Origin of the sequence: Cellvibrio zantedeschiae (assembly GCF_014652535.1) — a bacterium.
In the GTDB taxonomy this organism is placed as follows: domain Bacteria; phylum Pseudomonadota; class Gammaproteobacteria; order Pseudomonadales; family Cellvibrionaceae; genus Cellvibrio; species Cellvibrio zantedeschiae.
Genome location: NZ_BMYZ01000001.1, coordinates 1,358,706 through 1,384,897, shown reverse-complemented (window position 1 = coordinate 1,384,897; position 26,192 = coordinate 1,358,706). Strand labels below are relative to the sequence as shown.

Sequence of the window (26,192 nt, the reverse complement as noted above, 5' to 3'; positions counted from 1 at the left end):
CTAGGCTTAAAGCAGAATCGGGTCAATAAATTTTTTACGTTTTTATTACCTGAAGAAAGACGTAAAAAAAGCCGCTATTGCGGCTTCTTTTTAAACGCTGAAAAACCATCTCCTAAATCATTAGCCGGCTCAACCTTGGCACTGGGTGCCCGGCGTTTGCCGATATTCTTTTTGTCTTTGGTTCGCACTTTAACTTTTACATCTTTATCTGATGAGTTTTTCTTCTCATCAACTTTCTTTTTGGTGCCAACAGCTTTGCCCGATGATTTAAGTTTATCGGGCCCTTTATAGTGGCCCACCAATCCCGGGATGCTAATTATTTGAAAGCTAATATTCAAATAGCGCTGAATGCCGTTCGTAAGATTCCAGTCATTTGCGGCTACAAATGAAACCGCTCTACCCTCTGCATCTGCACGACCGGTGCGGCCTATGCGATGCAAATAATCATCACCCGATTGGGCCATATCAAAATTCACAACCAAATCCACACCAGGAATATCCAGACCGCGCGCAGCAACATCGGTTGCAACCAACACTTGTGTTTTACCCTGGCGGAAAAAATCCAGGGAAATACGACGCTGGTCCTGAGTGATATCGCCATGTAACGCACTAACCTTGTACTTGTTGTAGCGCAACACATTATCTAACTGCACAGCTTTTGCTTTGGTGTTAGTAAATACTACGACTTTTTCAAAAGAAGATTTTTCCAGCAAAGCTACCAATAATTTTTCTTTATGCTTAACGTCGTCCGCCAAGATCATTTGCTGTTCAATAGCGTTCGCAACTTCATTCACCACAACTTCTTCTGCATCACCCAATACAACTTGTTTAATTAAATGGCGAATACCCTGGGGTTCTAATGTTGCCGAAAATAAAAGAGTTTGGCGTTCAGCGCTGCAGGTTTTAGCAATCGCCATAACATCTTCACTCAACCCCATTTCCAACATGCGGTCTGCTTCATCCAAAATCAAAAAATCCAAACCAGAAAAATCGGTCGATTTATGAGTCACATGTTCAGCCAAACGACCTGGGGTTCCCACAACAATTTCCGGGTTTTTACGTAACATGGCCTTTTGGTATTTAAATTCTTCACCGCCACAAACCATGCCCACCTTTATATGGGTGAACTTCAACAACTGCTGGGCGTTTTTAACGATTTGACGAGCCAACTCACGGGTGGGTGTCAAAATCAGAATTCGGGAGCTCTCAGGATTGGAGGTCGGCGTGGTGAGGATTTTTTGTAAGGCAGGTAGAAGAAAAGCCGCCGTTTTACCACTGCCAGTTTTTGAGCTTACCAGAAGATTTTTACCCGCCAACACTTGCGGAATGGCCCGTAACTGCACCGGCGTTGGCTGTTCGTAGCCATGCGCGTCTATCGCTTTAAGCAGTTGTGGGTCGGCAATCAGCTCATGAAAATGGGGTGACGTCATGGTAAATCCTCAAAATTTCGACACTATTTGCTAGCAGTTCGCTAACAGGCGAATTGGTTTCTTCAAAAAGGCGCGCAATCTACGCAGATTATTGGCAGTTATCAACCAAAAGGCCTGATATATCATCAAAAGCGCCTGCAATCCCGAAACAGGTTGCGTAGAATGCCGCCCTCGATTATCTCCACCCTTTTTTGCAGACAGCCCGCTATGAGAATCATGCTAGCCCCGATGGAGGGCGTTGTAGAACACCACGTGCGTGACATTTTGACACGTATTGGCGGGCTTGACGGCTGCGTAACAGAATTTATTCGAGTAACCGACCAAAAGCTGCCCTACAAAGTCTTCTACAAATATGCGCAGGAACTCGAAACAAACTCCCAAACCCCTAATGGAACGCCGGTTAAAGTCCAGCTACTTGGTAGCAAACCTGAACCCATGGCGATCAATGCCCTGGAGCTGGTGAACTACGGAGCCAAATCCATCGACCTGAATTTCGGCTGCCCCGCCAAAACGGTGAACTCCCATGAAGGTGGCGCCTGTTTATTACGTACGCCAGATCGTGTGTACAACATCATTAAAGCAGTGCGCGATGCGGTGCCCAAAAACATTCCCGTTTCCGCCAAAATTCGCCTGGGTTTTGAAGATAGATCCAGCTATATGGAAAACGCCAGCGCCGTAGAATCTGCGGGCGCCAACGAGCTCACTGTGCACGCCCGCTCAAAAGCCGATGGCTATAAACCGCCCGCTTACTGGCATTACATTGCAGACATAAAAGCCAAACTGAAAATTCCCGTGATTGCAAATGGAGAGATTTGGACTATTGACGATTACATTCGTTGCCGCGAACAGTCCCAATGCGATGATGTAATGCTTGGTAGAGGTTTATTATCTTGCCCCGACCTGGCTCGCCAAATAAAAGCACATTTATCGGGTGAAGATTATCGCCCGTTAATCTGGTTAGAAATCTGTGAAATGTTATTTGCTTACTATCAAAAAACCACACCACTTTATGATGAAAGAAATTGCGGGAATCGCGTTAAACAATGGTTGATGTATTTGAGCCGTCAATATCCGCAAGCGCAAATTTTCTTTGATGAAGTGAAGCGCAAGAGCACCCCACAAGATATTGAAGATTGCTTTAAGAAAGCTCTGGATGATTGCAAATAGCAGACATAAAAAAGCCCGCACTAAGCGGGCTTTTTTAACCACGAGCGATAGCTTTTATTCTTCCAACAAGGCATCGATTGCAGTTGCAAGTTCTTTAGTCTCTTCAATTTTCTCCATCATTTTAACCAGATTAATTCCCAACTCGGTTGCCAAAGTATTTGGGAATCCAGCCAGAATCGCTGCGCTATCTGCACCTGAATCGTTCATCTTATTAATATAAAGCGCGATGTTGATAACACCTGCTAAACGTGGGAAAACCTCTGCCTCGTGCGGATCCAACTGGTAGCGAATGCCCTTCACAATTGCTTCAGGGAACTTCCAGCGGTGAGCAAGTTCAGCACCCGCTTCTGAGAAATCGAAACCTAAATAATTTTTTTCGATATCGACGTTGCGCGCGCCTTTATCAACAACCTTTTGCATTTCTGCACACTCAGCAGGCAACAAAATGTGAATTAACAATTCGCCAATATTGTGAATCATGCCGCAGGTAAATGCAGTTTCTGCATCGTCATGAGAATAACGTGCAATCCATTTACAGGTAGCAGCAACGGCAAAACTGTCGTGCCAGAATTTTTTCAAATCAAAACCTTCGGGTGCTTTAAACGCGCCGGTCAAACCAGAAGCCAACACCAAAGTTCTTACCGCGTTAAAGCCCAATAAAAATACAGCATCACTTACTGAGCCTACTTTTCTATTACCACCGTAGTGCGCCGAGTTGGCTGCGCGAAGTACTTTAATAGTGAGCACTTGGTCTGCACTAATTTTTTTCGCGATAGCATCATTGCTCACATTCTCATCGCCAAAACTCTCTATAAGTTCTTGAACAACCTTAGGAATGTTGGGCAATTTTTGAGCATTATCTATTAGAGTTTGTAAGTTCATGATGTCGCCTCACTGGTGTGGATATACATAAGCTGATAATAGTTCAGCTTTATGTGTTTGCTAGATTTATTTATATAAAAAATTTATTTCTGTGATAAGACGGTATATGCGTTAAGGAATTGAGAAATTCCTACTCACATCATCCCAATCACCCACATGAAGAAGTTAACTGCCGACAATTTGCCTTCAAATCATTTCAGTTTATGAACTCTTTTGCTGTGAGTGCGGTTGGGTGTTTGGTAGAATCCTGCCACTGATTTAATGACCTAAGCTGAAATGATTTTCAAATATCAGGTCACCCGCCAGAACATCTATAGATCCACGGAACCTAGACAGAATAATTATGCAAAACAACGAGTTGCAAGCGAGCCAAGAAGCCCTTCATACGCCCATGATGACCCAATACCTGCGGATCAAGGCTCAGCACCCGCACGAAATGGTGTTTTATCGTATGGGCGACTTCTATGAGTTGTTTTTCGACGACGCAAAAAAAGCCTCCGAGATTTTAGATATCACCCTCACCGCCCGTGGTAAATCCAATGGGGAACCTATCCCTATGGCGGGAATTCCCTTTCACTCTGCCGATGGTTACCTCGCAAAGCTGGTGAAAGAAGGTGTATCTGTCGCTATTTGTGAGCAAATTGGCGACCCGGCAACGAGCAAAGGACCTGTAGAACGCAAGGTTATGCGTATTGTTACACCCGGCACTGTAAGCGACGAGGCGCTGCTGGATTCTCGCCGCGATAATTTATTGGTTGCGTTACACCAGGCCGGCGACATCTTTGGCATCGCTTCTCTCGATATGGCGAGCGGCCGCTTTTTAGTTCTGGAAGTTGAAGGACTGGATGCTGCATTGGGAGAATTACAACGCTTAAGCCCTGCCGAACTGCTGTTAAGCGATCATTTAACGACCCCGGCCCTGATTGAAAACCGCAAAGGCCTTCGCCGCCGCGGTCCTTGGGAATTCGATTACGAAACTGCCGAGCGCCTGCTGATTCAACAATTCGGCACCAAAGATTTAGCTGGCTTTGGTTGCGAACATCTTAAAACTGCACTTTGCGCCGCTGGCTGCCTGCTCAGTTACGCGCGTGAAACCCAGCGCACCGCCCTGCCGCACGTACGCAGCCTCTCCCATGAAAACCGTGACGAAGCGGTAATCATGGACGCCGCAACTCGTCGCAATCTTGAATTGGATATCAATCTTAACGGTGGGGATGAACACACCTTGTTCTCGGTGCTGAATCGCGCCGCCACCAGTATGGGCAGCCGTCTTTTGCGCCGCTGGTTAAACCGCCCTTTGCGCGATATTGAATTGCTCAACGCGCGCCAAAACGCCATTACAACCTTGCGTCACAACTACAACTTTGAAGTGATCAATGGGATTTTGAAGCAAGTCGGCGATATGGAGCGAATTCTAGGACGCCTGGCTTTGCGCTCATCGCGTCCGCGGGACCTGTCCCGCTTAATGATGTCGATTGCTTGTTATCCAGAACTGCAATCTGAACTCGCCAAACACAAATCGCCACTGTTGAATGATCTGGCAATCCAGATAAGCACCTTTCCCCAGCTCGTAGAATTGTTGTCACGCGCTATTATCGAGAACCCACCGGTTGTCATTCGTGAAGGCGGCGTGATTGCAGACGGTTATGACGCTGAACTGGATGACTTGCGGAACATCAGCACTAATGCAGGCCAATATTTGCTGGACCTTGAGCTTCGCGAGCGTGAACGTACGGGGATTCCAACGCTCAAGGTGGGCTACAACCGTGTGCATGGTTATTTTATTGAGCTAACCAGCGCGCAATCTGAAAAGGCCCCTGCTGACTATATTCGTCGCCAAACGTTGAAAAATGCCGAGCGTTACATCACGCCAGAACTGAAAGAGTTTGAAGATAAAGCCCTGTCTGCCAAGAGCCGCGCTCTTGCCCGTGAAAAGGCGCTTTATGATGAACTGCTGGATATTCTTAACGAACAGCTCATTCCGCTGCAAAACTCCGCAAATGCTGTATCGGAACTGGATGTGCTGGCAACCTTGGCTGAACGCGCAGATGCACTTGGCTTTTGCTGTCCAACCCTATCGCTAAAAGCTGGCATAAATATCGAAGGCGGACGGCATCCAGTCGTCGAGCAAGTTACTACGGCGCCCTTTGTTCCCAACGATTTATTGTTTCACCGCGAACGCCATATGCTGATTGTGACCGGCCCAAACATGGGCGGTAAATCGACCTATATGCGTCAGGCCGCATTAATTGTATTGCTTGCCCACATAGGTAGTTTTGTTCCTGCCCAGAGTGCAGAAATAGGCATTGTGGACCGCATTTTTACGCGTATAGGCTCGTCAGATGATTTGGCTGGTGGCAGATCAACCTTTATGGTGGAAATGACCGAAACTGCCAATATCCTGCACAACGCCACTGCCCGAAGCTTGGTATTAATGGATGAAATTGGTCGCGGCACCAGTACCTTTGATGGCTTATCTTTAGCTTGGGCATGCGCAAAACACCTTGCTGAGAAAGTTAGCGCATTCACCCTGTTTGCCACGCATTACTTTGAGATTACGAGCTTGCCGGAGACTATTCCGGGGATCGCCAATGTTCACTTAAACGCGACTGAACACAACGACAATATAGTGTTCTTACATAAGGTACAGGAGGGTCCGGCGAGCAAGAGTTACGGCTTACAAGTCGCCAAGCTAGCAGGCATTCCTGCAGAGGTATTGGCGCAAGCACAAGCTCAGTTGCAACTTCTGGAGCAAGGTGTTCATCCGGAACATTCAACTTTAGCGATTACCCAAACAGCACCTGCGCCAGTAGCCGAATTATCAGTCACAGCAGAGCTTACATCTCCACTGCAATCGGGCTTATTCGATGCCTTACCTAACCCGGCGGTAGAGGCTTTGAAGAAGATCAATCCAGACAACCTATCACCGAGAGAAGCCCTGGAACAACTCTATCGCCTGAAAGAGATTTTAAAGAAAGGACGTTAGTTTTTTAAAAGCTTACCGGAGTTTTGACGAGCGCAGCTTAGGCTCGTAAAAACTCAATGCGCAAAATGCTATTCAAAAGAGCCTAGGCTGTTTAGAATGCGCGCTTCTTGATGTTGTAACTTTATTTTGTCGTGGGGAGTCAACTATGACTTTTGTTGTTGGGGAAAACTGCATTAAATGTAAGCACACAGATTGTGTGGAAGTCTGCCCGGTAGATTGCTTCTACGAAGGCCCCAATTTTTTGGTTATTCACCCGGACGAATGTATCGATTGCGCGCTTTGTGAGCCCGAATGCCCCGTAGGTGCCATTTTCTCCGAAGATGAATTACCGGAAGACCAAGCCGGATTCCTGCAGCTTAATGCTGAACTCGCAGAAGTTTGGCCAAACATTACCGAGATTAAAGAATCTCCGGCTGATGCCGCTGAATGGGATGGCGTTCCTGGCAAGTTGCAATATTTAGAGCGTTAATCGCCCCAATTTATTGCCAAAAACCGCGCTAGCCGCGGTTTTTTATTGTCCGAAAATCCAATTCTGAATAGATATACCCAGAAACAACAAAGGCAGCCGAAGCTGCCTTTTGTTTTTAAGCTGGAATCGATTAAGCGCTAAATAAAGCGGCGCTATCCAAACCTTGCTTTTCCATAATGTCACGCAGACGCTTTAATGCTTCTACTTGAATTTGGCGAACACGCTCGCGTGTCAAACCAATTTCATGGCCAACTTCTTCCAAAGTGCTCACTTCATGGCCACGCAAACCAAAGCGGCGAGAAAGCACTTCACGTTGCTTTTCAGTCAATTCGTCTAACCATGAATCCAAACTCATCGTTAAATCGCGTTCTTGCAAAATCGCAGCTGGATCTGAAACATGAGTGTCGGCAATCGTATCAACGATGGTTCTGTCAGACGATGGACCAATAGGAGTATCAATAGACGTTACACGCTCATTCAAGCTCAGCATGCGCTCTACATCGGCTACCGGCTTTTCTAATAAATGTGCAATTTCTTCTGGTGATGGCTCGTGATCGAGCTTTTGGGAAAGTTCGCGTGCAGCACGCAGATAAATATTTAATTCTTTAACAACATGAATGGGCAAACGAATAGTGCGCGTTTGGTTCATGATGGCACGCTCGATGGTTTGACGAATCCACCAAGTCGCGTAGGTAGAAAAACGGAAGCCGCGCTCGGGGTCAAACTTTTCAACAGCGCGAATCAAACCCAGGTTGCCTTCTTCAATTAAATCGAGAAGCGCCAAACCACGGTTTACATAACGACGGGAAATTTTTACAACCAGACGAAGGTTACTTTCAATCATACGCTTGCGCGCTGCTTCATCACCTTTCAGGGCTTTGCGAGCGAAGAAGACTTCTTCTTCTGCACTTAATAATGGGGAAAATCCAATTTCGTTGAGGTAAATCTGAGTTGCATCGAGGGTTTTGTTAAACTTGTCATCTACAATTCGTTCACTAATTCCTGCTGAGCGCGTTGCTTTCGGTACTACTTCGTCTTCTTCCGTCAGTAACATATCACTTTCATCGAAATCAATTTCTTGCGCCATGAACACGTCGTCGCGATCAAATACGCTTGATTCTTTAGTTTGCAAAGTCATTTTTCAGCCCCTTAAATCGTAAAATTTAGCCAGTTAGAACTAGCTCACCCAAGCTATACCATTCCCTTCAGCCTACTTCTTTATTCTGGATCAGGTTAACGAGTCGCTTCACAGACCCCATTTATCTTTACTTATCGAATGTGTGAACTCTATTGGCGCTTGGGCAAATATTTCAGTGGATCCACTGGACTACCTTCGCTACGAATCTCAAAGTGAAGCTTAACTCTATCAGTACCGCTTGAACCCATATCGGCAATTCTTTGCCCAGCTTTAACTAAATCACCTTCTTTTACTGATATTTCATCATTGTGTGCATAGGCACTTAAGAAGGTTTCATTGTGTTTTATGATGAGCAATTTGCCATACCCACTCAGCCCACTTCCTGCGTAAACGACACGTCCGGAAGCTGCTGCAAGCACAGGCTCTCCCAATTTACCGCTAAGATCAATACCTTTATTTAAACCTGAATCGCCCTGAAAAAGTGCAATTGGCTTGCCAGGCACCGGCCACTGCCACTTGGGCGAGCTTTGTAAATTATCACTATTTGATGACAATCTGCTTACAGCCGTTCCATTTTTTGAACGGCCAGAAGGATTTTTAGTTGCAGGATATTTTGATACATCACCAACACCATTAGATTGGGAAGCTCTCCCGTTTGAAGCACGAATATCAAGCTTAATCTGTTGCGAAGGATATATTGTGTACGGAGACTTAATACCATTAAATTCAGCGAGTTTTTTTAAGTCAACACCATAACGCCATGCGATGGAAAAGAGCGTTTCGCCCTTGGCCACACGGTGTGTTTTTCCTTTATAGGAATGTTGACTGGAGCGGTCAGATACATCTGCTGCCCGATTGGATGAACATGAGGAAACGATTAAAAAAATGATCAATATACTGAACATGCTTAAAGCAGTAGTTGAACTTTTTAGCCATTTTTTACCCATAATAGAGCACAAGAGATTAGGTTAATTTTTGATCTTTGTTATATCTTTTAGTGCTAAATATATGAAATTTATTTTAAAATTATCTAAAATTTTCATATAAATGTGCACCATTAGTGGTTAATTAATCGCCAATTAGGAGTTTTTAATCCGTTTTTGAAATAGTCATGCACAAGTTAAACGCGAATCTTGTATTTAGGCAATTTGAATATCAAGGATAAAAAAACAAAATCGCGGAGGGATTTTAGCGAGAAGTACCGGAAACGAGGGGGACAAACTTTACCGGTTCAATAACGCGAGTAACGAAATTGTCACTATCGCCATCGCGCATAATAAGATGCAGGTGCTGCTCTCTTCCGCCAATGGGAATTACCAACACTCCAGATGGAGCGAGTTGTTTCAATAGTTCTTGCGGAACCGCATGAGGAGCTGCGGTACTCAATATGCCTTCGTAAGGCCCCATTTCCGGCCAACCGAAACCGCCATCTGCATGGCGAAGGCTTACATTGCGTAAACCCAACTGGCGCAAACGCTCTCGCGCCTTATCTTGCAAAGGTTTAATACGTTCTACGCTATAAACCTGGGGAACCAATTGGGCTAAAACAGTGGTTTGATAGCCTGAGCCTGTACCCACTTCCAAAACCTTATCCAATTTTCCTGCCGCACCGAGTAAAATTTCGGTCATGCGTGCGACGGTATATGGTTGAGATAAAGTCTGGCCGTGGCCGATAGGCAACGCAGTATCTTCGTAGGCGCGATGAGCCAGCGCTTCATCGAGGAATATATGGCGCGGCGTGTTGCGCATAACATCCAACACACGCATGTTGGTTACGCCTTGGTCAACCAAACGCTGTATCAAACGATCACGAGTTCGGGCAGAAGTCATGCCGACACCTTGCAACATCAAGTCACTCATTATTAGCCCTCCCCCGTTTGAATTTATTAAAATTAACGCGCTTATTAAAGCGTCAACTATATCACACAGAAGCTGGTTCTGTTTTTATCGCCGATTGTAAAATCGCTAATTCGCGCAAAATTGTTGTAGCGAATTCACCACTACCCAATTTGAAACTGACTTCAAGATCGTTGTCTATCCAGCGCCACGAAGTTGCTTCCGGTTTTAACATCAACGTTCGACGTTCTTGCGATAAGCCCGCGTGCTCCAAACCATTACACCAATCAGCCCAAGGCTCCAATGTAGTTTTTTCCAGTTGTAAGGCTTCTCCCGTTGCAGCTGAACGGCCACGCCCCCATAAAGGTGCTGAAGGATATGTTTGTGGCTCGCCCTCCAGAAGTGCTTGCCAATTATTTGCACAAATACGTGCTGCCAAGACCTGATTAAATAAATAAGAGCGAGCTGCGGACAAAATTAGTCCACGCTTTTGTTTGTCGCGAATTCGCTTACCTTCTACCAAAATTGCTTGTGCTTCGGGAAGATTATTTCCATTACGGCCAAATCTTTGCTCACCATAATAATTGGGAACACCTTGTGCGAATATCTTTTCAATTTTTTGTTCTAAAGCAGTTTTATCCACTGGAGCCAAATTGCGTAAACGAATAATAAAACTATTAGTGTCGTGATCGCCACGACGCAACTTATGTTGATGGCGGCCAATAGATAGAATTTTTATATATTCAGAGTTCAGCGCAGACCAAGCGGGTTCAAGTTCTTTTTTAGGTAAATAAATACTAAACCATTGAGTTGTAACGGCGTGACGATCTTTGCGACCGCAATAGCCAACATCCATAACTTGCACTTGCGCCAGCTCTGCAATTTTCTCTGCAACCCAGGCAGTATTTTCACCGCGTTTCCAAATATGTAAGTAAACGTGCTCACCCTCACCTATTGGTGCAAAACCTAAATTTTCATCAACCTGAAAGTCTTCTGGCTCAACACGAAAATTTGCTGTTACCTCTGGCTGACCGTAGGCGTAAGGAAAATCCAATGAAAAATTACTTTGCATAAAATACTTTCAATGAAGGAAAAATAAAAAATCCAACATTCCATTTTTAGATGTTGGATTTAAAACAGGAAGATCGAATTTAAATTTTTGACAAAAGAACAACTGCGTAAGCGGCAATACCTTCTTCACGCCCGGTAAAACCCAATTTTTCAGTGGTGGTAGCTTTCACGTTGATTTGATCATTTATTGACTGTAAATCAGCAGCAATATTTTCCACCATATGCGGAATGTAGTTTGCCATGCGCGGCTTTTGCGCCACAATGGTCATATCTGCATTTTCAAGCTTCCAACCCTTGGCTTTTACTTTTGCATAAACCATGCGCAACAAAGAACGACTATCGGCATTGCGGTACTGCATATCTGTATCGGGAAAATGTTTACCTATATCACCGAGTGCAGCTGCACCTAAAAGTGCATCGCATAGCGCGTGCAGTAAAACATCCCCATCTGAATGCGCGATTAAACCGCGAGAATGTGGAATAACTGCACCACCGATAACAATTTTATCGCCATCGCCAAAAGCGTGGACGTCATAACCGTGACCAATTCTCATAATGACTTCTCTAAACATGGCTTTTCTGTTGCTGCTGCAAAATAAACTCAGCTAATAATAAATCGTCAGGACGAGTGATCTTGATATTGTCAGCTCGACCTTCAACAACGAGCGGTTTATATCCGCACAATTCTATGGCAGAAGACTCATCAGTGATAGTTTCATTGTTCGCGATAGTTTGCGTTAAACAATCGCGCAACAACTTATAACGGAACATTTGTGGAGTTTGTGCTTGCCACAATGCGCTGCGATCAACTGTGGTTTGTATTTCTTTTTTGTTAACTACCTGCTTAAGCGTGTCGCTAACAGGCACAGCTAAAATCCCACCAATATCGCTATCAGAAAGTTCATTGCAAAGTGTTTGAATATTTTCCACGGTTACACATGGGCGCGCAGCATCATGAACCAAAACCCAATCCAAGGCGTGAGATTTATCTGCCAAATAATCTAAGCCACTCAACACTGAATCAGCACGCGTTGTGCCGCCGTGAATGGTATGCACTAAAGGATGTTGAAGAATTGTTAATGATGTCCAATAACTATCTTCACTACTTAAAGGAACAACAATTCCCGCTAAACCTGGCAGGGCTAAAATACGCAATAGCGTATGCTCAAGAATTGTTTTGTCGCCGAGCATCAAATATTGTTTTGGTTTGCCTGCGCCCATACGCGCACCTATTCCTGCAGCAGGAATAACAAACCAATAACGAGGAGGAGTTAATAGGGGCATTACTGTTCAGATTTTTTCTTGGCGGGAATCATAAAAAAGGTCTCGTCTTTTTTAATCATGCCTATATCGTTGCGTGCACGCTCTTCCACGCTATCCGCACCCGATTTTAAATCCTGTACTTCTACATCCAATATGCGGTTACGTTCACGCATACGGTCATTCTCAGCTTGCTGCTGTTTTATATCGCGCTCTAATTTTGCAGCATGCGCAAGACTCCCCTCACCTTGCCAAAGGCGATATTGGAGTGCAGCGAGTAAAATCAATAAAACTGCAAAAAGCCACTTCATAGTATATTTATTATGGAGTTAAAAATTTACTAAATAAAAATCAGCACATAAAAACAAAGGCCGAACTAGTCGGCCTTTGTTTTTTAACAACTTAAGACTTGAATTCTGCACGGCCTTTGTAAGGAGCAGCAGCACCCAATTCAGCTTCAATGCGTAACAAACGGTTGTACTTAGATACACGGTCTGAACGGCACAGAGAACCGGTTTTGATTTGGCCAGCAGCAGTAGCAACAGCCAAGTCAGCGATAGTGGTATCTTCAGTTTCACCTGAACGGTGAGAAATAACTGCAGTGTAGCCAGCATCTTGTGCCATTTTGATCGCGTCCAAAGTTTCGGACAAAGAACCAATTTGGTTAAACTTGATCAAGATTGAGTTAGCGATTTTCTTATCGATACCTTCTTTCAAAATCTTGGTGTTGGTTACGAACAAGTCATCGCCCACCAATTGGATTTTGTGACCGATTTTGTTGGTCAAATCTGCCCAGCCAGCCCAATCGCTTTCGTCTTTACCGTCTTCGATAGAGATGATTGGATATTTAGCAGCGAGGTCAGCCAAGTAATCAGAGAATTCGTTAGTGGTAAATACACGGCCTTCACCCGCCAAATCGTATTTGCCATCTTTGTAGAATTCAGTAGAAGCACAGTCCAACGCGAGAGTTACGTTTTCGCCCAACTTGTAGCCTGCTTTTTCAACAGCTTCAGCGATAACTTTCAAAGCATCTTCATTTGATGGCAAATTTGGTGCGAAGCCACCTTCATCACCTACTGAGGTACTCAAACCTTTGTCGTGCAGGATTTTTTTCAAAGTGTGGAAAATCTCAGCACCAACACGCAATGCTTCTGCGAAGGTTTTTGCGCCTACTGGTTGAACCATAAACTCTTGGATGTCTACGTTGTTGTCAGCATGCTCACCGCCGTTGATGATGTTCATCATTGGAACTGGCATTGAGTATTTGCCTGGAGTGCCATTGATGTCAGCAATATGTGCGTAGAGTGGAACTTTTTTGGAAATTGCAGCTGCTTTAGCATTTGCCAATGACACAGCGAGAATAGTGTTTGCGCCCAATACAGTTTTAAAATCTGTACCGTCAGCTTTGATCATGGCGTTATCAAGCGCGCGTTGATCCAAAGAATCCAAACCTACTACCAAATCTTTAACAATAGTGTTGATGTTGTTAACTGCTTTCAACACACCTTTGCCTAAGTAACGTGACTTATCGCCATCGCGCAATTCCAATGCTTCGCGTGAACCGGTAGATGCGCCAGAAGGAGCCATTGCAGAGCCTACTGAACCATCTTCCAAAATAACTTCTGCCAACACAGTTGGGTTGCCGCGGCTATCTAAAACTTCAAAGGCTTTAATATCAACAATCTTAGTCATGTGTGTACTCCAAATGTTTAAATCGAGTGTTATAAAAAATTCGTATGTTTACTGCTGTCAAAGTCTTTTATCGTGCAATGACATCTTCTTCGAATGTCGTTGTAACTACACTGTTATTCCCACTGGGAATCCAGCGTCTTATTTAATATCGAGCAATGGAAAACCTTTCACCAAATCATCAATGGCTTTCATTTGCGCTAAAAAGGGTTCCAATTTATCTAATGGCAATGCGCTTGGGCCGTCGCATTTAGCTTGATCTGGATTTGGATGCGCTTCCAAAAACAAACCTGCCAAACCAACCGCCATACCTGCACGCGCTAATTCAGCAACTTGATGACGACGACCGCCAGAAGCGCTGTCTTTGGATTCGCGGAACTGCAACGAATGAGTTACGTCAAAAATAACAGGAGCATTGCCGCTTACTTCACGCATGGTACGGAAGCCGAGCATATCAACAACCAAATTGTCATAACCAAAGTTAGTGCCACGGTCACACAAAATAATTTGTTCGTTGCCACACTCGCCAAACTTTTCAACGATGTTTTTCATTTGGCCAGGGCTTAGAAATTGTGGCTTTTTGATATTGATCACAGCACCGGTTTTCGCCATAGCGACAACCAAATCAGTTTGGCGCGCGAGAAATGCTGGCAACTGAATTACATCGGCCACCTCTGCTACTGGTGCGCATTGGTGAATTTCATGCACATCAGTAATCACAGAAACGTTAAAGGTTTGTTTGATTTCTTGAAAAATCTTTAATCCTTCTTCCATACCGGGACCGCGGTAGGAATGAATTGATGAACGATTAGCTTTATCAAATGAAGCTTTAAATACGTAAGGGATATTCAGCTTTTGCGTAACTTGCACGTAAGCTTCGGCAACTTGCATTGCCATGTCGCGCGATTCAAGTACGTTCATACCGCCGAATAAAACAAACGGCAACGAGTTACCTACTTGAAGCATGCCAACTTTTACAATTTCTTGGGACACATTAACCAACTGTATTTTTGCGATGAAAAGATAAAGATATTTTTTTTAGAAAAATGCAAAGGACACCAAAAATCAATAGAAAGAGCGAAGATGGCTCAATTGCATTAACTATCCTTTCCCCAGACACAATTATTCGATACCTAGCCCATGGCATAGAATCTTCGATGTGCCAATTTCTTCCGGGGCTCGTACCATAGGATCTACCATTGCTGAAACTTGGTTGACTCTGAAGTAACGTTAATGCTTGAAAGCCTGAGGTTCCAAATAAACCCGCACCAAAAACGATACCATAGGATCCGGAATCAAGATTAACAGCAATCGGAGCCAAGTAATCTTTGCCTGTCTCAGGGGTGAAAATCGTATAAGCAAGAATGTTATCCAACTTAAATGCACTATTTGATGGGTATCCGCTATTATTCAGTCTAACTATGGCGCCAAATAGATTGCCGCCAAAGCTCTTACTTGCCATAAAATGACCGCCAACTGCATCTATTTTTGTTTTCTCATTAATAGTGAAAGTTGCTCCAATATATTGATTGGTATTCAATATTGATCCACAACAAAAAGTGCTATCGAATCCTCCTGCTGCAGACTCATATATAATGGAAGCTTTAGCAACTATCGAAAACAAACTGACAAATATTACAAACAATACCTTTTGCATGACTAACTCCGGGATTTACACTTCAAATATTTTAGATTCAAACTTTACTTCTTATTCGCTAAAGCCGCATTCACAAAACTGGTAAACAATGGATGACCATCACGTGGAGTTGATGTGAATTCAGGGTGGAATTGGCATGCAACAAACCATGGGTGATCTTGCAATTCAACCATTTCAACCAAAGTATCATCTGCAGACCAGCCGCCAATTTTCAAGCCAGCTTTTTGCATTTGATCAACATAGTTGTTGTTCACTTCATAGCGATGACGGTGACGTTCAACAATGACATCAGCACCGTAAATATCGCGAGCTTTTGCGTCAGCAACCAAACGGCATTCTTGTGCGCCTAAACGCATGGTGCCGCCGAGATCAGACGACTCATCGCGTTTTTCAACTTCGCCTTCAGCAGTAATCCACTCGGTAATCAAACCAATAACTGGGTGCGGAGAATTTTTGTCAAACTCAGTTGAGTTAGCGCCTTTCAAACCTAATACGTTACGGGCAAACTCAATCACAACAGATTGCATACCTAAACAAATACCAAGGTAAGGCACTTTGTTTTCACGTGCGTATTGAACGGCCATCAACTTACCTTCAACACCGCGCTCACCGAAACCACCGGGAACTAAAATCGCATCGGCATCTTTCAGAATTTCAATACCTTCGTTTTCAACACGCTCTGCATCGATGTAATTGATGTTCACTTTAGTGCTGGTGTGAATACCGGCGTGCGTTAAGGCTTCAATCAAGGATTTGTATGCATCCAACAACTCCATGTATTTACCAACCATGGAAATGGTAACGGTTTTTGTTGGATTCAATTTGCCTTCAACAACTTTGTCCCACTCGCTCAAATCTGCTTCAGGGCATTGCAAACCCAATAATTCCACAACGATTTGATCCAAACCGAATGATTTTAATAAACGTGGAATTGAGTAAATGGTGTCTGCGTCTGGCAGAGGCACAACAGCGCGCTCGGCAACGTTGGTGAACAGGGAAATTTTGCGGCGTGAATCTTCATCAACCAATTTTTCTGAACGGCACAACAAAATATCGGGTTGCAAACCAATTGAACGCAATTCTTTTACGGAATGCTGTGTTGGTTTGGTTTTAGTTTCGCCTGCGGTTGCAATGTAAGGAACTAATGTCAAATGCATCAACAACGCACGTGAACCCATTTCTACTTTTAACTGACGCACAGCTTCAAGGAATGGTTGGGATTCAATATCGCCTACAGTTCCGCCAATTTCTACCAACGCAACATCAACATCGCGGCCGCCTTCCAAAATGCGGCGTTTAATTTCATCCGTGATGTGTGGAATAACTTGTACAGTACCGCCCAAATAATCTCCGCGACGCTCTTTGCGCAGCACGGTTTCATAGACACGGCCAGTGGTGAAATTGTTGCGACGAGTCATTTTGGTACGAATGAAACGCTCGTAATGGCCCAAATCCAAATCCGTTTCTGCACCGTCTTCAGTTACGAAAACTTCGCCGTGTTGGAAGGGGCTCATGGTACCGGGGTCAACGTTGATGTAGGGGTCGAGCTTCATGATGGTCACTTTCAGACCCCGAGCTTCAAGGATGGCCGCCAAAGAGGCAGACGCAATGCCTTTCCCCAAAGAAGAAACAACACCGCCGGTAACGAATATATATCGTGTCATTGAAAACCTAATTGCAAGTAATTGATTGAGCTGTAAATAAACAAAGAGATGGAGATAAACGATCAAATTTGCACCCGTTGCGGGGCGTGAGGTTTATCTTTCAGGACGGGGCGCCAGTCTACCCGAAAGAGGATGCTGGCTCAACGAAAAGCTGTCTTATGAGCCAGTTGATTTTGAGGTTCGCTCGTATTTCAGGCAATAACCGCCCGCCTCGGCCTGGTAACCCTCGCAAATCCACAGATCTGCTACGGCCACCAAAGTATCGCCGCTATAAATGAGTGGCAGGCTCTCGCGCAACCAAGGCTCCAGACCGTAATCCTGCAACAAACGCTTCAAAGTCTGGGAGTGGTTACGTCCAGTGGGTTTGCAGCGCTCACCGCCCTGGCGAAAACGGCAATGCAAATTGGGAAGATCGGCTTTTAACAGAAGATCGGCTTTTAACAAAGGTTTCGCGTCTCTTTCTCGCAACTCAAACCTAAGCTGGAAACCTGATGGCAATTCAATAACAGGGGCAAAGCTGGGCAAGATTTCAGGTACGGACGGTAAATTAGCAGAAGGCAATGCATAGACTCTGTTCCGATAAACGCGTAACGACACATTGCCCCAAGTTACCTGAGTCTCTGCATCCTGTCTGGCAGCAATAATTTGCTGTTCGATTTGATCCAGATGCTGCTGCTCCGGAGTACTCAAGCCTTGTCTGCGCAACCAATTACGGACCAGGTTGTGGCGACGACTGACAGATAGCCCTTCGAGATACGCAAGGCTGATACTGGTGCCTACAAGCTCAAGATTAAAATCAGCTAAAGCTAAATCCTGTACCGCCAATTCCTCAATTAAAGCTTCATTGGCAGCACATAAATCAGCGGTCTGTTGCCATTTGTTCGCGAACGATGGCCAGCGATTACGCAATAGCGGCATCACCTGATTGCGGAGGTAGTTGCGGTCGTAATGGTCATTAGCATTGCTTTCATCATTAACCCAACTCAAATCGGCAGCTTGCGCGTAGGCTTCCAGATCGGCCCGCATGAAACTTAACAGCGGGCGATACAAGATACCTGCACCTAGAGGCCGCTGCTGGGCCATGGCGGCCAGACCGCGGGGACCGGTACCGCGCATGAGGCGCAGCAGCATGGTTTCGGTTTGGTCATCTCCATGGTGAGCAGTGAGCAGATAATCCCCCTCCGCAAGATGTTGCTCGAATACTTTATATCGCGCTTCACGCGCAGCATCTTCAATCCCGCGCCCGCTATTTTCAACATGAACACTCACTGCCGTAAAGGGAATGTTTAGCCTTGCACACAAATCCGCACAATGTTGTTGCCATGCATTTGCATTGGGAGAAATCTGGTGATTAACGTGTAAAGCGTGCAGCTTAACGGGCAGCTGTAAAGCCGCGAGCGAATGCAATAAAACACAAGAATCCAGCCCGCCAGATAACGCGACCCACCAAACATTCGGCGATGTTTGTGGAAGCTTGGGCAGCAACTTGGCAGGTGAAAAGTTCATAAAATGGATTGGGTTCTTGACCAACAATGCGCCATTAAAGCGGAAATTGGGAGAAATAAAAACTGTAAAAGAATTTCTGGAGCCGCCACAATACATCATCAGAAATTGCTGGGCTTCATCAATGACTAATACTTACGGAAATTGGCCTTCACCCATAACCGCAGAAATGTTGACGCAACAGAGCGCCAAAATCAGTGAGCCTCAAGCCTGTGGCCTGGATGTGTTTTGGCTTGAATCACGCCCGGCTGAAAAAGGCCGCAACGCTTTAGTTCAATTATTCACCAATGGCGCGCGTCAAGATGTATTAGCGGCGCCTCATAGCGTTCGCTCACGTGCACACGAATATGGTGGTTCAAGTTATTTGGTAACGCCTGAGCGTATTTTTTGTGTGCTGGATGCCGACCAAGGTATTTATGTAATTGACCGTGCAACACATACATTAGAAGCGCTTTCAGCACCGGATAATTATCGATACGCTGATTTTTGCTGGGACCAAAGAAGGCAGCGTTTAATATGTATTCGTGAAGACCACACCCACGCGAATCACGCCGCACAAATCTATGAGCGCAGTGAAATTGTGGCGATTGATTTAAAAGGCAATGTACAAGTATTGGTGAGCGGAGCCGATTTTTACAGCAATCCGCGTTTAAATTCCACCAGCGATAAATTAAGTTACTTATGCTGGAACCATCCGCAAATGCCATGGGATGGTAGCGAATGCTACTGTGCAAGCATCAATGCTGCGGGAGATATCACTACCACACAATTTATTGCAGGCAGCAAAACAGAATCTGTGTTCCAACCCCAATGGTCGCCAAACGACGAATTATTTTTTGTCTCTGATCGCAATAACTGGTGGAATATTTATCGCCATACTTTCAATAGCGCCGACGGTAATCGCGCCCAAAGCCCTAGCACTGACAAACTAGACATTGTCGACTGTATTTGTGATATGCCCGCGGAGTTTGCAACACCGCAATGGATATTCGGTATGAGCACTTATGGGTTCCTTAATCACACAGAAATATTTTGTTGTTTTAGCCAAAAGGGACAATGGAATCTGGGCTTAATCAATATCCCAAATAAATCGCTCACGACAATTCCAAATGATTTTAAAGATATTGCGGGTGTTCACTGCTACAACTCACAGGCATACTTCCTGGCAGCTGGCGCCGTTCAATCCACTGTCCTTTATCGTTTTTACAAGCACCAAATAAAAGCTGTACTTCCCGCAAATCCCGGCCTATTAAGCAGTGATGATATTGCCCAACCTGAGGCTATTAGCTTTGCGACAACCGATGGCGAAATTGCTCATGGATTTTATTACGCACCTAAAAATAAAAGCGCCATCATTCCTCAAAACTTACGCCCACCACTGATTGTGATGTGTCACGGTGGTCCCACTGGCGCAACAGAAACATCGCTTAATATTAAAATTCAATTTTGGACCAGCCGTGGCTTTGCGGTGTTGGATGTGAATTATCGCGGCAGCACGGGTTATGGCCGTGAATATCGTGATCGTTTAAAAAATAATTGGGGTGTAACTGATGTTATTGATGTATGCAGCGGCGCGCGCTATTTAATTGAACGCGGCTTGGTTGATAAAAACAAAGTCGCCATTCGCGGTAGCAGCGCAGGTGGTTACACTGTACTTGCAGCACTCACCTTTAGCGATACTTTTAAGGCCGGTGCAAGTTTATATGGTATTGGCGACCTGGAAGCACTTGCCAAAGACACCCATAAATTTGAAGCGCGTTATTTGGATTCTTTGGTAGGCGAATACCCAGCACGACAAGACCTTTATCGCGCTCGCTCACCTATTCATCACATTGAGCAATTAAATTGTCCGGTGATTTTTTTACAGGGGTTAAAGGATAAAGTTGTACCACCGAATCAAGCAGAGGCTATGGTTGCAGCATTAAGATCAAAAGGAATTAAAACAGCCTACGTGACCTTTGCAGAAGAAGGCCATGGTTTCAGGCAGGCAGAAACGATTCAAAAAGCGATTGAAGCAGAACTGGAATTTTATTTAGAGGTTTTTAACCACAAGCAAGCTTAACAAATCTAAGGATTCGCCGTCTCCGGCTTTCACGGAATGGCGAGTCTTTCAGATCACTTCTGATATTCTATTTTAGTTACATACCAAACAAACTTCCCCGCTTCTGTACGCACGACTGCCTCATCATCCACTTCTTTTTTGATGAGCGCGCGCGCCATGGGGGAATCAATGGAAATATAATCTTTGGTGTCGAAAATTTCATCGTAGCCGACTATGCGGAAGCGCTTTTGCTCGCCGTCATCATTTTCTATTTCTACCCAGGCTCCAAAAAATACCTTGCCCTCTTGCACAGGTGAGTAATCTACGACTTTTAAATCCTCAATGCATTTGCGCAAATAACGCACACGGCGATCAATTTCACGCAAACGCTTTTTATTGTATTGATAGTCCGCATTTTCAGAGCGGTCGCCCAGGCTTGCAGCCCAACTTACTTTTTGCGTAGTGTCCGGGCGTTCAACGCGCCATAGATGATCTAGCTCAGCCTTGAGCTTTTCCAGACCTTCTCGAGTTATTAGTGGTGTCTTCATATTTATAAATTATAAAAATAGCAGCTTCGCATACGTGAAAGCAAAGCCATGGCTTAAACGGTCAATGATTAGAAAGATTGTAACACCAAAATGAATGGGTTCTAAATACAGGCGGGATGCTATCAAAGTAACCTGGAGGGAACAAACTGCTTAGTAGGCACTAAACAGTTTGTTATCTGGGATTTAAACAAGCTTAAACAGAGGCTTTTTTTCGTAAATATTTTTATTGCGTTGATAAAGATGTTCGCCGAGATTTTTATCGAGGCTAGCCAGTGTGTCGGGATCAAAAATGGGGGCATCCTGAACTTGCTGGCGCAACATATCCACGTATATTCTCGCATCTCCCCAACTTATATCCTTGATCAATTGGGGCTCTACTAATACTTGATGCCCTAACCACCAGTTACTGGTATTCACCATTAAATAAGATACAGACCAGGTATCTTCATCAAACACCATGCCCTGCAAATAACCAACATCACTGTCGCTGGCCTCAATATCGTAATTAATGATTTCCTGGCAGCTGCGCAAATGGCGATCACCATAGGTACGTCTTACTGCATCTATACATGCAAAAATTTCAGCAAGCTTTCTGTCATCTTCTTGATCATAACCATGCGCATCGGTAACACCGCGATAAAATGAATAACCATAGTAGCTGAGATAATCAATTTCAGTTTGTGGCGTGAGGGAAATATTGTCATCAATAGCTGGTCCATTTTTAACCTGATACATGGAAATATCCAACGTCAGATTTTTCTCTTGCAGGTTAACAAATTTAATGGCTGTTGCAGGCAGCAAAACCTTGCGATTTTTTAACCATGTCCCTGTTTCAGCAACCAGATAACGAATCGTCCATGTTCTGTCGTCAAAATAAAAATCTTTTACTTTTCCTATGTAGCCGTCAGCAGCATTCACAGTAAAACTTTCCAAATCATGTAGTGTATGCAACATGTTTAATTCCTCTAATCAGCTTCAATACACTGTTAATTAATAGTTATGGAATCTTTTAATTACAGTAACCGCTAATAAAAGCAACTCCTAATAAAAGCAACTACTAATAACAGCAACTACAGTTCCAAGACTGAACTGAAACCTATGCTGAATCCGTTCGTTGCCGAACAGAGTCTTTCGTGTGCATTTCGTAATCTAAACTCACTCATTTTTTTCTACCAAAGAGGCACACAATGACACATGTCGCTCATATAGATTTAGCAAACTACCGCGACAGCATCGCTGAGGATGTTAGAAATCTCATTGAAAAATATCATTCAATTGTTGAAGACAATTCACCTGATATTGACGATGATTTAGCTGATGCTTTTATTCTATTAGAGATGCGCAACGCTTTAAAAAATATTCAAGACGACAAACTGGAAAAAATCATTAATTGATTTCTACAATCTCGAACAGCAATGAAAAAATACGACGTGTGAAATATAAACATCAGGTAATTTATTATGAGCACTTATCGGCATTATATTTCAGGATTTTTCTCTCATCGCGACCAAGCCGAAACTGCATATACGCAATTAATGGGTAGCGGCATACCGCGTTCGCGTTTACAAATTTTCGATTCTCAGTCAGTCGCACCTACTCACAGATCAACTGAAGGAAGCAATGAAGTTCTTAAAGAAGTTTTGGTCGATGGTGCAGTAGGTACAGCAGTAGGTATGACTATTGGTGGGCTGGCACAAGTCGCATTGGTAGCGGCCAACGTTACTTTATTTGTAGCAAGCCCATTAATCGCGCCTTTAGTCATGATGGGTTGGGGTGCAGGAATTGGCGGTATATTAGGTGCATCTGCAGGCGCAGCGGCTAAAGCAAAACCCTTATCTGAATTGGTTAATGATGCAATTAAGGCCGGGCAAATAGCCTTGGTGGTTGAAACCCAATCAACCGAAGAAACAGCAGCGGCCCAAGCGATTTTTAAAGAGTTAATTGGCGATTATCAGGATCTAGCCGCAGCCAGGGCGTAAATCATTCGGCAGAAAAAAATAATGCGCCAAAAGGCGCATTATTTTTTGGGGAAGACCAAGTATTTTATTGCCGAAGGCTGGTGTTAAGCGTATCTATAACAACCGCCCAATCTGCATCTGCTTTTATTTGCTCGCGTAAAAATTTTGCTTGGGCTGGAGTCCAAAAACTTGCATCGAAAATATTAGTTTCCGCATTGAGTGGATGCTCCTCTATAAAGTTTTGGATGTCATCTTCACCAGAGGGCAGACCTAACTGTTGGAATAATGTGACCATGTCATGCTCATGGGTTTCCATGCTAACCTCTCTCATCTAAACCAGTATATGACAGCAATTAACCAGAATTACTATTGGATGCTTTCGGGAAGATCTTGCAAGAAATCGGCAAGTTCATCTGCATGTTCTTCTTCCACGGCGAGAATCGATTTCAACATTTGACTTGTCGTTGAATCTTTATCGCCAATGTACTGAATTAACTCGCGATAACTATCAATTGCGATGCGTTCTGCAATTAAATTTTCTTTAATCATATCAGCAAGCGAAGCGCCTACCTGATATTCTGCATGGCTGCGCGATGTTAATGTATTGGGAGAAAAGTCTGGTTCCCCGCCCAACTGTACAATTCGCGCAGCGATTTGATCAGCGTGAGCTTGCTCTTCGTTGGAGTGGACAAGAAATTCAGCAGCAACATTTTTTGCCTGAATTCCGCGCGCCATAAAATGGTGGCAACGATAGCGCAGCACACATATCAACTCAGTCGCCAAGGCTTGATTCAATAAATTGATAACTTCTAGCCGATCTGCCGTGTAGCTTGGGGTAATTGCACCCTGCTCTATGTGATCACTTGCCTGGTTACGTAATTTTCCAATGTCGCTTAGGGTAATTGTCATAAATGTGCCTCACTCACAGCGGTATTTTCTAATGATGCAACTTCCTTTTCAGAAAAGATTCCTTTTCATTTAACCGATTCCTTCTACTCACATGTTTCCTGGATTACCCAAGATGTTGATGCACAACAGATTCAGTTACCGCATTTGTAAATGAGTTCTTGGACGGAATACGCGTTTTGGAAGTTGGTTCCGGCTTTGAATAAACAGTCATATCCAGTGGCGCCTCTTGCTTCCAGGCACGTGGTTTGTGCGCTGCAAGGAAATTTTTAAAACGACTGACACTAAAATCATCATAAGTACTCATAAAAAATCCTCTTTTAAAATCTCATACAGACTGAACAGTAAAAAACTCTGGTGCGAACCAACAGTGCCCACACTAGGCGCGCAAGTCCTTTTCGTCGGTGCGGTAACGCTCATAAATTCTGCCCAGGCGGAACAAAGATTTCCGTGTGTTGACGAACCGAGCGCCCGCTTACCCAAGCGTATCCTCCAAAACCCTAGCGAATGTTTTTTGTCAAACGCCTGATCCTTCCATAGATCTATTAACGGGAATTGGTTATGCAAATTATCGGAAAAATGTATTACATAAAAAATATTGTGAGCCTTGGCTTGCGCAGCATTTTTACCATATCCATTACTGTGAAATTGTTAACCTTTGTTATAAATGCCCAAGCTGCTTCAGCACCAACTAATGTAGGTGTGGGCCCCAACCCCACATTGCCTGCGCCAGAAAAATCTTTAGTACCCACCATAAAAATTGCAAAAGCTATTGGTTGGCCAGCAAATAAAATTCCACTAGCGGCCGATGGCACCCAGGTAAATGCGTTTGCGACAAAATTGGATCATCCACGCTGGATCTATGTTTTACCGAATGGCGATGTGCTAGTTGCAGAAACTAATGCGCCACCAAAACCGGAAGAAGGCAAAGGCGTGAAAGGTTTGGCGATGAAAGTTGCAATGAAACGCGCGGGTTCTGCCACACCAAGCGCAAACAGAATTACCTTATTGCGCGATGCCAATGGTGACGGCGTTGCAGAATTGCAGTCCGTTTTTTTGGAAGGACTCAACTCACCTTTTGGAATGGAATTAATTGGCAATGATTTTTATGTTGCAAATTCAGATGCCATTTTGCGTTTTCATTACACGCCCGGTGACATTCGCATCAACTCGCCGGCGATTCGCATAAGTGCTTTGCCTGCCGGCGATATTAATCATCATTGGACTAAAAATTTAATTGCCAATCGCGACGGCAAAATGCTTTACGTAACTGTCGGCTCAAATAGCAATGTGGCTGAACGCGGTATGGATGTAGAAGCCGAGCGCGCTGCTATTTTAGAAGTTGATACAAAAACCGGTTCTTCACGCGTATTTGCCAGCGGTTTGCGCAACCCCAACGGACTCGCATGGGAGCCGGTTACAAACGCACTTTGGACAGTCGTTAATGAACGCGATGAGTTGGGTAATGATTTGGTTCCAGATTATTTAACCTCCGTAAAAGACGGTGCCTTTTACGGTTGGCCTTATAGTTATTTTGGTTCCAATGTTGATACACGTGTAAAACCACCCCGCCCCGATTTAGTGGCCACCGCCCTTGTTCCCGATTATGCGCTTGGTTCACACACAGCTCCGCTCGGACTCGCAGCTTCCGACGGTAAAACGCTAGGCACCACTTTCGCTTCGGGCATGTTTATTGGTCAGCACGGTTCATGGAATCGCAAACCACCTAGCGGCTACAAAGTTATTTTTGTGCCCTTCGCAAATGGTAAGCCGCAAGGTATGCCAATTGATGTGCTCACCGGATTTTTAAGCGAGCAAGGCGAAGCCTATGGCCGCCCGGTTGGAGTCGCGCTTGATCGCAAAGGCGGTTTACTGGTTGCAGACGATGTAGGCAATGTTATTTGGCGCTTAAGTTCAAGCGCAGCTAAGCCGGTTAGCGTACAGACGAAGTAGTCAGCAATTTTTATTTTTGAATTGGCTCTTTCTT

At 44.5% G+C, this 26,192-nt stretch carries 26 protein-coding genes; 7 read left to right on the top strand and 19 right to left on the bottom strand.

The window, feature by feature from the left end; genetic code table 11:
- Positions 1–74: 74 nt before the first annotated feature.
- On the bottom strand, positions 75–1,430 hold the full coding sequence (locus tag IE104_RS06135) for a DEAD/DEAH box helicase (protein WP_189416744.1): 1,356 nt from the start codon (positions 1,428–1,430) through the stop codon (positions 75–77).
- 207 nt (positions 1,431–1,637) lie between these two features.
- Between IE104_RS06135 and IE104_RS06130 the strand changes: the two genes are divergently transcribed.
- Positions 1,638–2,597, top strand: coding sequence for a tRNA dihydrouridine synthase (locus IE104_RS06130; RefSeq protein WP_189416742.1), 960 nt, complete (start codon positions 1,638–1,640; stop codon positions 2,595–2,597).
- Between the two features lie 54 nt (positions 2,598–2,651).
- Here the strand turns inward: IE104_RS06130 and IE104_RS06125 are convergent, their stop codons facing one another.
- Positions 2,652–3,479: an HDOD domain-containing protein gene (locus IE104_RS06125; protein ID WP_189416741.1), complete on the bottom strand. Its 828-nt coding sequence runs from the start codon at positions 3,477–3,479 to the stop codon at positions 2,652–2,654.
- Positions 3,480–3,822: 343 nt separating this feature from the next.
- Between IE104_RS06125 and mutS the strand changes: the two genes are divergently transcribed.
- Together mutS and fdxA are read left to right on the top strand one after the other, a co-directional pair.
- Complete coding sequence (mutS, locus tag IE104_RS06120) at positions 3,823–6,465, top strand: DNA mismatch repair protein MutS (protein ID WP_229837642.1); 2,643 nt, start codon at positions 3,823–3,825, stop codon at positions 6,463–6,465.
- 145 nt (positions 6,466–6,610) lie between these two features.
- The gene (fdxA, locus tag IE104_RS06115; protein WP_189416739.1) at positions 6,611–6,934 is read left to right on the top strand and encodes a ferredoxin FdxA; all 324 of its coding nucleotides are present in this window, start codon (positions 6,611–6,613) and stop codon (positions 6,932–6,934) included.
- Positions 6,935–7,064: 130 nt separating this feature from the next.
- Here the strand turns inward: fdxA and rpoS are convergent, their stop codons facing one another.
- The 12 genes from rpoS to tilS all read right to left on the bottom strand — a co-directional run bounded on the left by rpoS (position 7,065) and on the right by tilS (position 18,755).
- Complete coding sequence (gene rpoS / locus IE104_RS06110; RefSeq protein WP_189416738.1) at positions 7,065–8,072, bottom strand: RNA polymerase sigma factor RpoS; 1,008 nt, start codon at positions 8,070–8,072, stop codon at positions 7,065–7,067.
- A gap of 149 nt (positions 8,073–8,221) precedes the next feature.
- A complete protein-coding gene (locus tag IE104_RS06105) occupies positions 8,222–9,019 on the bottom strand; it encodes a peptidoglycan DD-metalloendopeptidase family protein (protein WP_229837640.1) in 798 nt (265 codons plus the stop codon).
- Positions 9,020–9,260: 241 nt separating this feature from the next.
- Positions 9,261–9,932, bottom strand: a complete 672-nt coding sequence (locus IE104_RS06100; protein ID WP_189416736.1) for a protein-L-isoaspartate(D-aspartate) O-methyltransferase — start codon at positions 9,930–9,932, stop codon at positions 9,261–9,263.
- 61 nt (positions 9,933–9,993) lie between these two features.
- A complete protein-coding gene (gene truD / locus IE104_RS06095) occupies positions 9,994–10,980 on the bottom strand; it encodes a tRNA pseudouridine(13) synthase TruD (protein ID WP_189416734.1) in 987 nt (328 codons plus the stop codon).
- A gap of 79 nt (positions 10,981–11,059) precedes the next feature.
- Positions 11,060–11,533, bottom strand: a complete 474-nt coding sequence (gene ispF / locus IE104_RS06090) for a 2-C-methyl-D-erythritol 2,4-cyclodiphosphate synthase (RefSeq protein ID WP_308429268.1) — start codon at positions 11,531–11,533, stop codon at positions 11,060–11,062.
- 10 nt (positions 11,534–11,543) lie between these two features.
- Positions 11,544–12,263 carry a 2-C-methyl-D-erythritol 4-phosphate cytidylyltransferase gene (gene ispD / locus IE104_RS06085; protein ID WP_189416733.1) on the bottom strand — a complete coding sequence of 240 codons (720 nt, stop codon included), beginning with the start codon at positions 12,261–12,263 and terminating at the stop codon, positions 11,544–11,546.
- Positions 12,263–12,550 carry a cell division protein FtsB gene (ftsB, locus tag IE104_RS06080; RefSeq protein ID WP_189416731.1) on the bottom strand — a complete coding sequence of 96 codons (288 nt, stop codon included), beginning with the start codon at positions 12,548–12,550 and terminating at the stop codon, positions 12,263–12,265. Before ftsB ends, ispD begins: the two co-directional genes overlap by 1 nt.
- A gap of 91 nt (positions 12,551–12,641) precedes the next feature.
- Positions 12,642–13,931: a phosphopyruvate hydratase gene (eno, locus tag IE104_RS06075; RefSeq protein WP_189416730.1), complete on the bottom strand. Its 1,290-nt coding sequence runs from the start codon at positions 13,929–13,931 to the stop codon at positions 12,642–12,644.
- A 138-nt stretch (positions 13,932–14,069) separates the two neighbouring features.
- The gene (kdsA, locus tag IE104_RS06070; protein ID WP_189416728.1) at positions 14,070–14,921 is read right to left on the bottom strand and encodes a 3-deoxy-8-phosphooctulonate synthase; all 852 of its coding nucleotides are present in this window, start codon (positions 14,919–14,921) and stop codon (positions 14,070–14,072) included.
- A gap of 1 nt (position 14,922) precedes the next feature.
- The gene (locus IE104_RS06065) at positions 14,923–15,585 is read right to left on the bottom strand and encodes a hypothetical protein (RefSeq protein ID WP_189416726.1); all 663 of its coding nucleotides are present in this window, start codon (positions 15,583–15,585) and stop codon (positions 14,923–14,925) included.
- A 44-nt stretch (positions 15,586–15,629) separates the two neighbouring features.
- On the bottom strand, positions 15,630–17,249 hold the full coding sequence (gene pyrG, locus IE104_RS06060; protein ID WP_189416725.1) for a CTP synthase: 1,620 nt from the start codon (positions 17,247–17,249) through the stop codon (positions 15,630–15,632).
- A 156-nt stretch (positions 17,250–17,405) separates the two neighbouring features.
- Positions 17,406–18,755 carry a tRNA lysidine(34) synthetase TilS gene (gene tilS / locus IE104_RS06055; protein ID WP_229837639.1) on the bottom strand — a complete coding sequence of 450 codons (1,350 nt, stop codon included), beginning with the start codon at positions 18,753–18,755 and terminating at the stop codon, positions 17,406–17,408.
- 121 nt (positions 18,756–18,876) lie between these two features.
- Between tilS and IE104_RS06050 the strand changes: the two genes are divergently transcribed.
- The gene (locus tag IE104_RS06050; RefSeq protein ID WP_189416723.1) at positions 18,877–20,814 is read left to right on the top strand and encodes an alpha/beta hydrolase family protein; all 1,938 of its coding nucleotides are present in this window, start codon (positions 18,877–18,879) and stop codon (positions 20,812–20,814) included.
- A gap of 53 nt (positions 20,815–20,867) precedes the next feature.
- On the opposite strand, the gene greB is transcribed toward IE104_RS06050, so the two are convergent.
- Both greB and IE104_RS06040 read right to left on the bottom strand, forming a co-directional pair.
- Positions 20,868–21,341 carry a transcription elongation factor GreB gene (greB, locus tag IE104_RS06045; protein ID WP_189416722.1) on the bottom strand — a complete coding sequence of 158 codons (474 nt, stop codon included), beginning with the start codon at positions 21,339–21,341 and terminating at the stop codon, positions 20,868–20,870.
- 183 nt (positions 21,342–21,524) lie between these two features.
- Positions 21,525–22,295, bottom strand: coding sequence for a PRC-barrel domain-containing protein (locus IE104_RS06040; RefSeq protein WP_189416721.1), 771 nt, complete (start codon positions 22,293–22,295; stop codon positions 21,525–21,527).
- Between the two features lie 233 nt (positions 22,296–22,528).
- Here IE104_RS06040 and IE104_RS06035 point away from each other — a divergent pair, with 233 nt between their 5' ends.
- Both IE104_RS06035 and IE104_RS06030 read left to right on the top strand, forming a co-directional pair.
- Positions 22,529–22,735, top strand: a complete 207-nt coding sequence (locus tag IE104_RS06035) for a hypothetical protein (protein WP_189416719.1) — start codon at positions 22,529–22,531, stop codon at positions 22,733–22,735.
- Positions 22,736–22,801: 66 nt separating this feature from the next.
- Positions 22,802–23,320, top strand: a complete 519-nt coding sequence (locus IE104_RS06030) for a hypothetical protein (protein ID WP_189416718.1) — start codon at positions 22,802–22,804, stop codon at positions 23,318–23,320.
- 64 nt (positions 23,321–23,384) lie between these two features.
- Here the strand turns inward: IE104_RS06030 and IE104_RS06025 are convergent, their stop codons facing one another.
- From IE104_RS06025 to IE104_RS06015, 3 genes are all read right to left on the bottom strand, one after another.
- On the bottom strand, positions 23,385–23,615 hold the full coding sequence (locus IE104_RS06025; RefSeq protein ID WP_189416716.1) for a DUF2789 domain-containing protein: 231 nt from the start codon (positions 23,613–23,615) through the stop codon (positions 23,385–23,387).
- Positions 23,616–23,665: 50 nt separating this feature from the next.
- Positions 23,666–24,208, bottom strand: a complete 543-nt coding sequence (locus tag IE104_RS06020; RefSeq protein ID WP_189416715.1) for a ferritin-like domain-containing protein — start codon at positions 24,206–24,208, stop codon at positions 23,666–23,668.
- 103 nt (positions 24,209–24,311) lie between these two features.
- The gene (locus tag IE104_RS06015) at positions 24,312–24,512 is read right to left on the bottom strand and encodes a hypothetical protein (protein ID WP_189416713.1); all 201 of its coding nucleotides are present in this window, start codon (positions 24,510–24,512) and stop codon (positions 24,312–24,314) included.
- 254 nt (positions 24,513–24,766) lie between these two features.
- Between IE104_RS06015 and IE104_RS06010 the strand changes: the two genes are divergently transcribed.
- A complete protein-coding gene (locus IE104_RS06010; RefSeq protein ID WP_229837636.1) occupies positions 24,767–26,158 on the top strand; it encodes a PQQ-dependent sugar dehydrogenase in 1,392 nt (463 codons plus the stop codon).
- Positions 26,159–26,192: the final 34 nt, after the last annotated feature.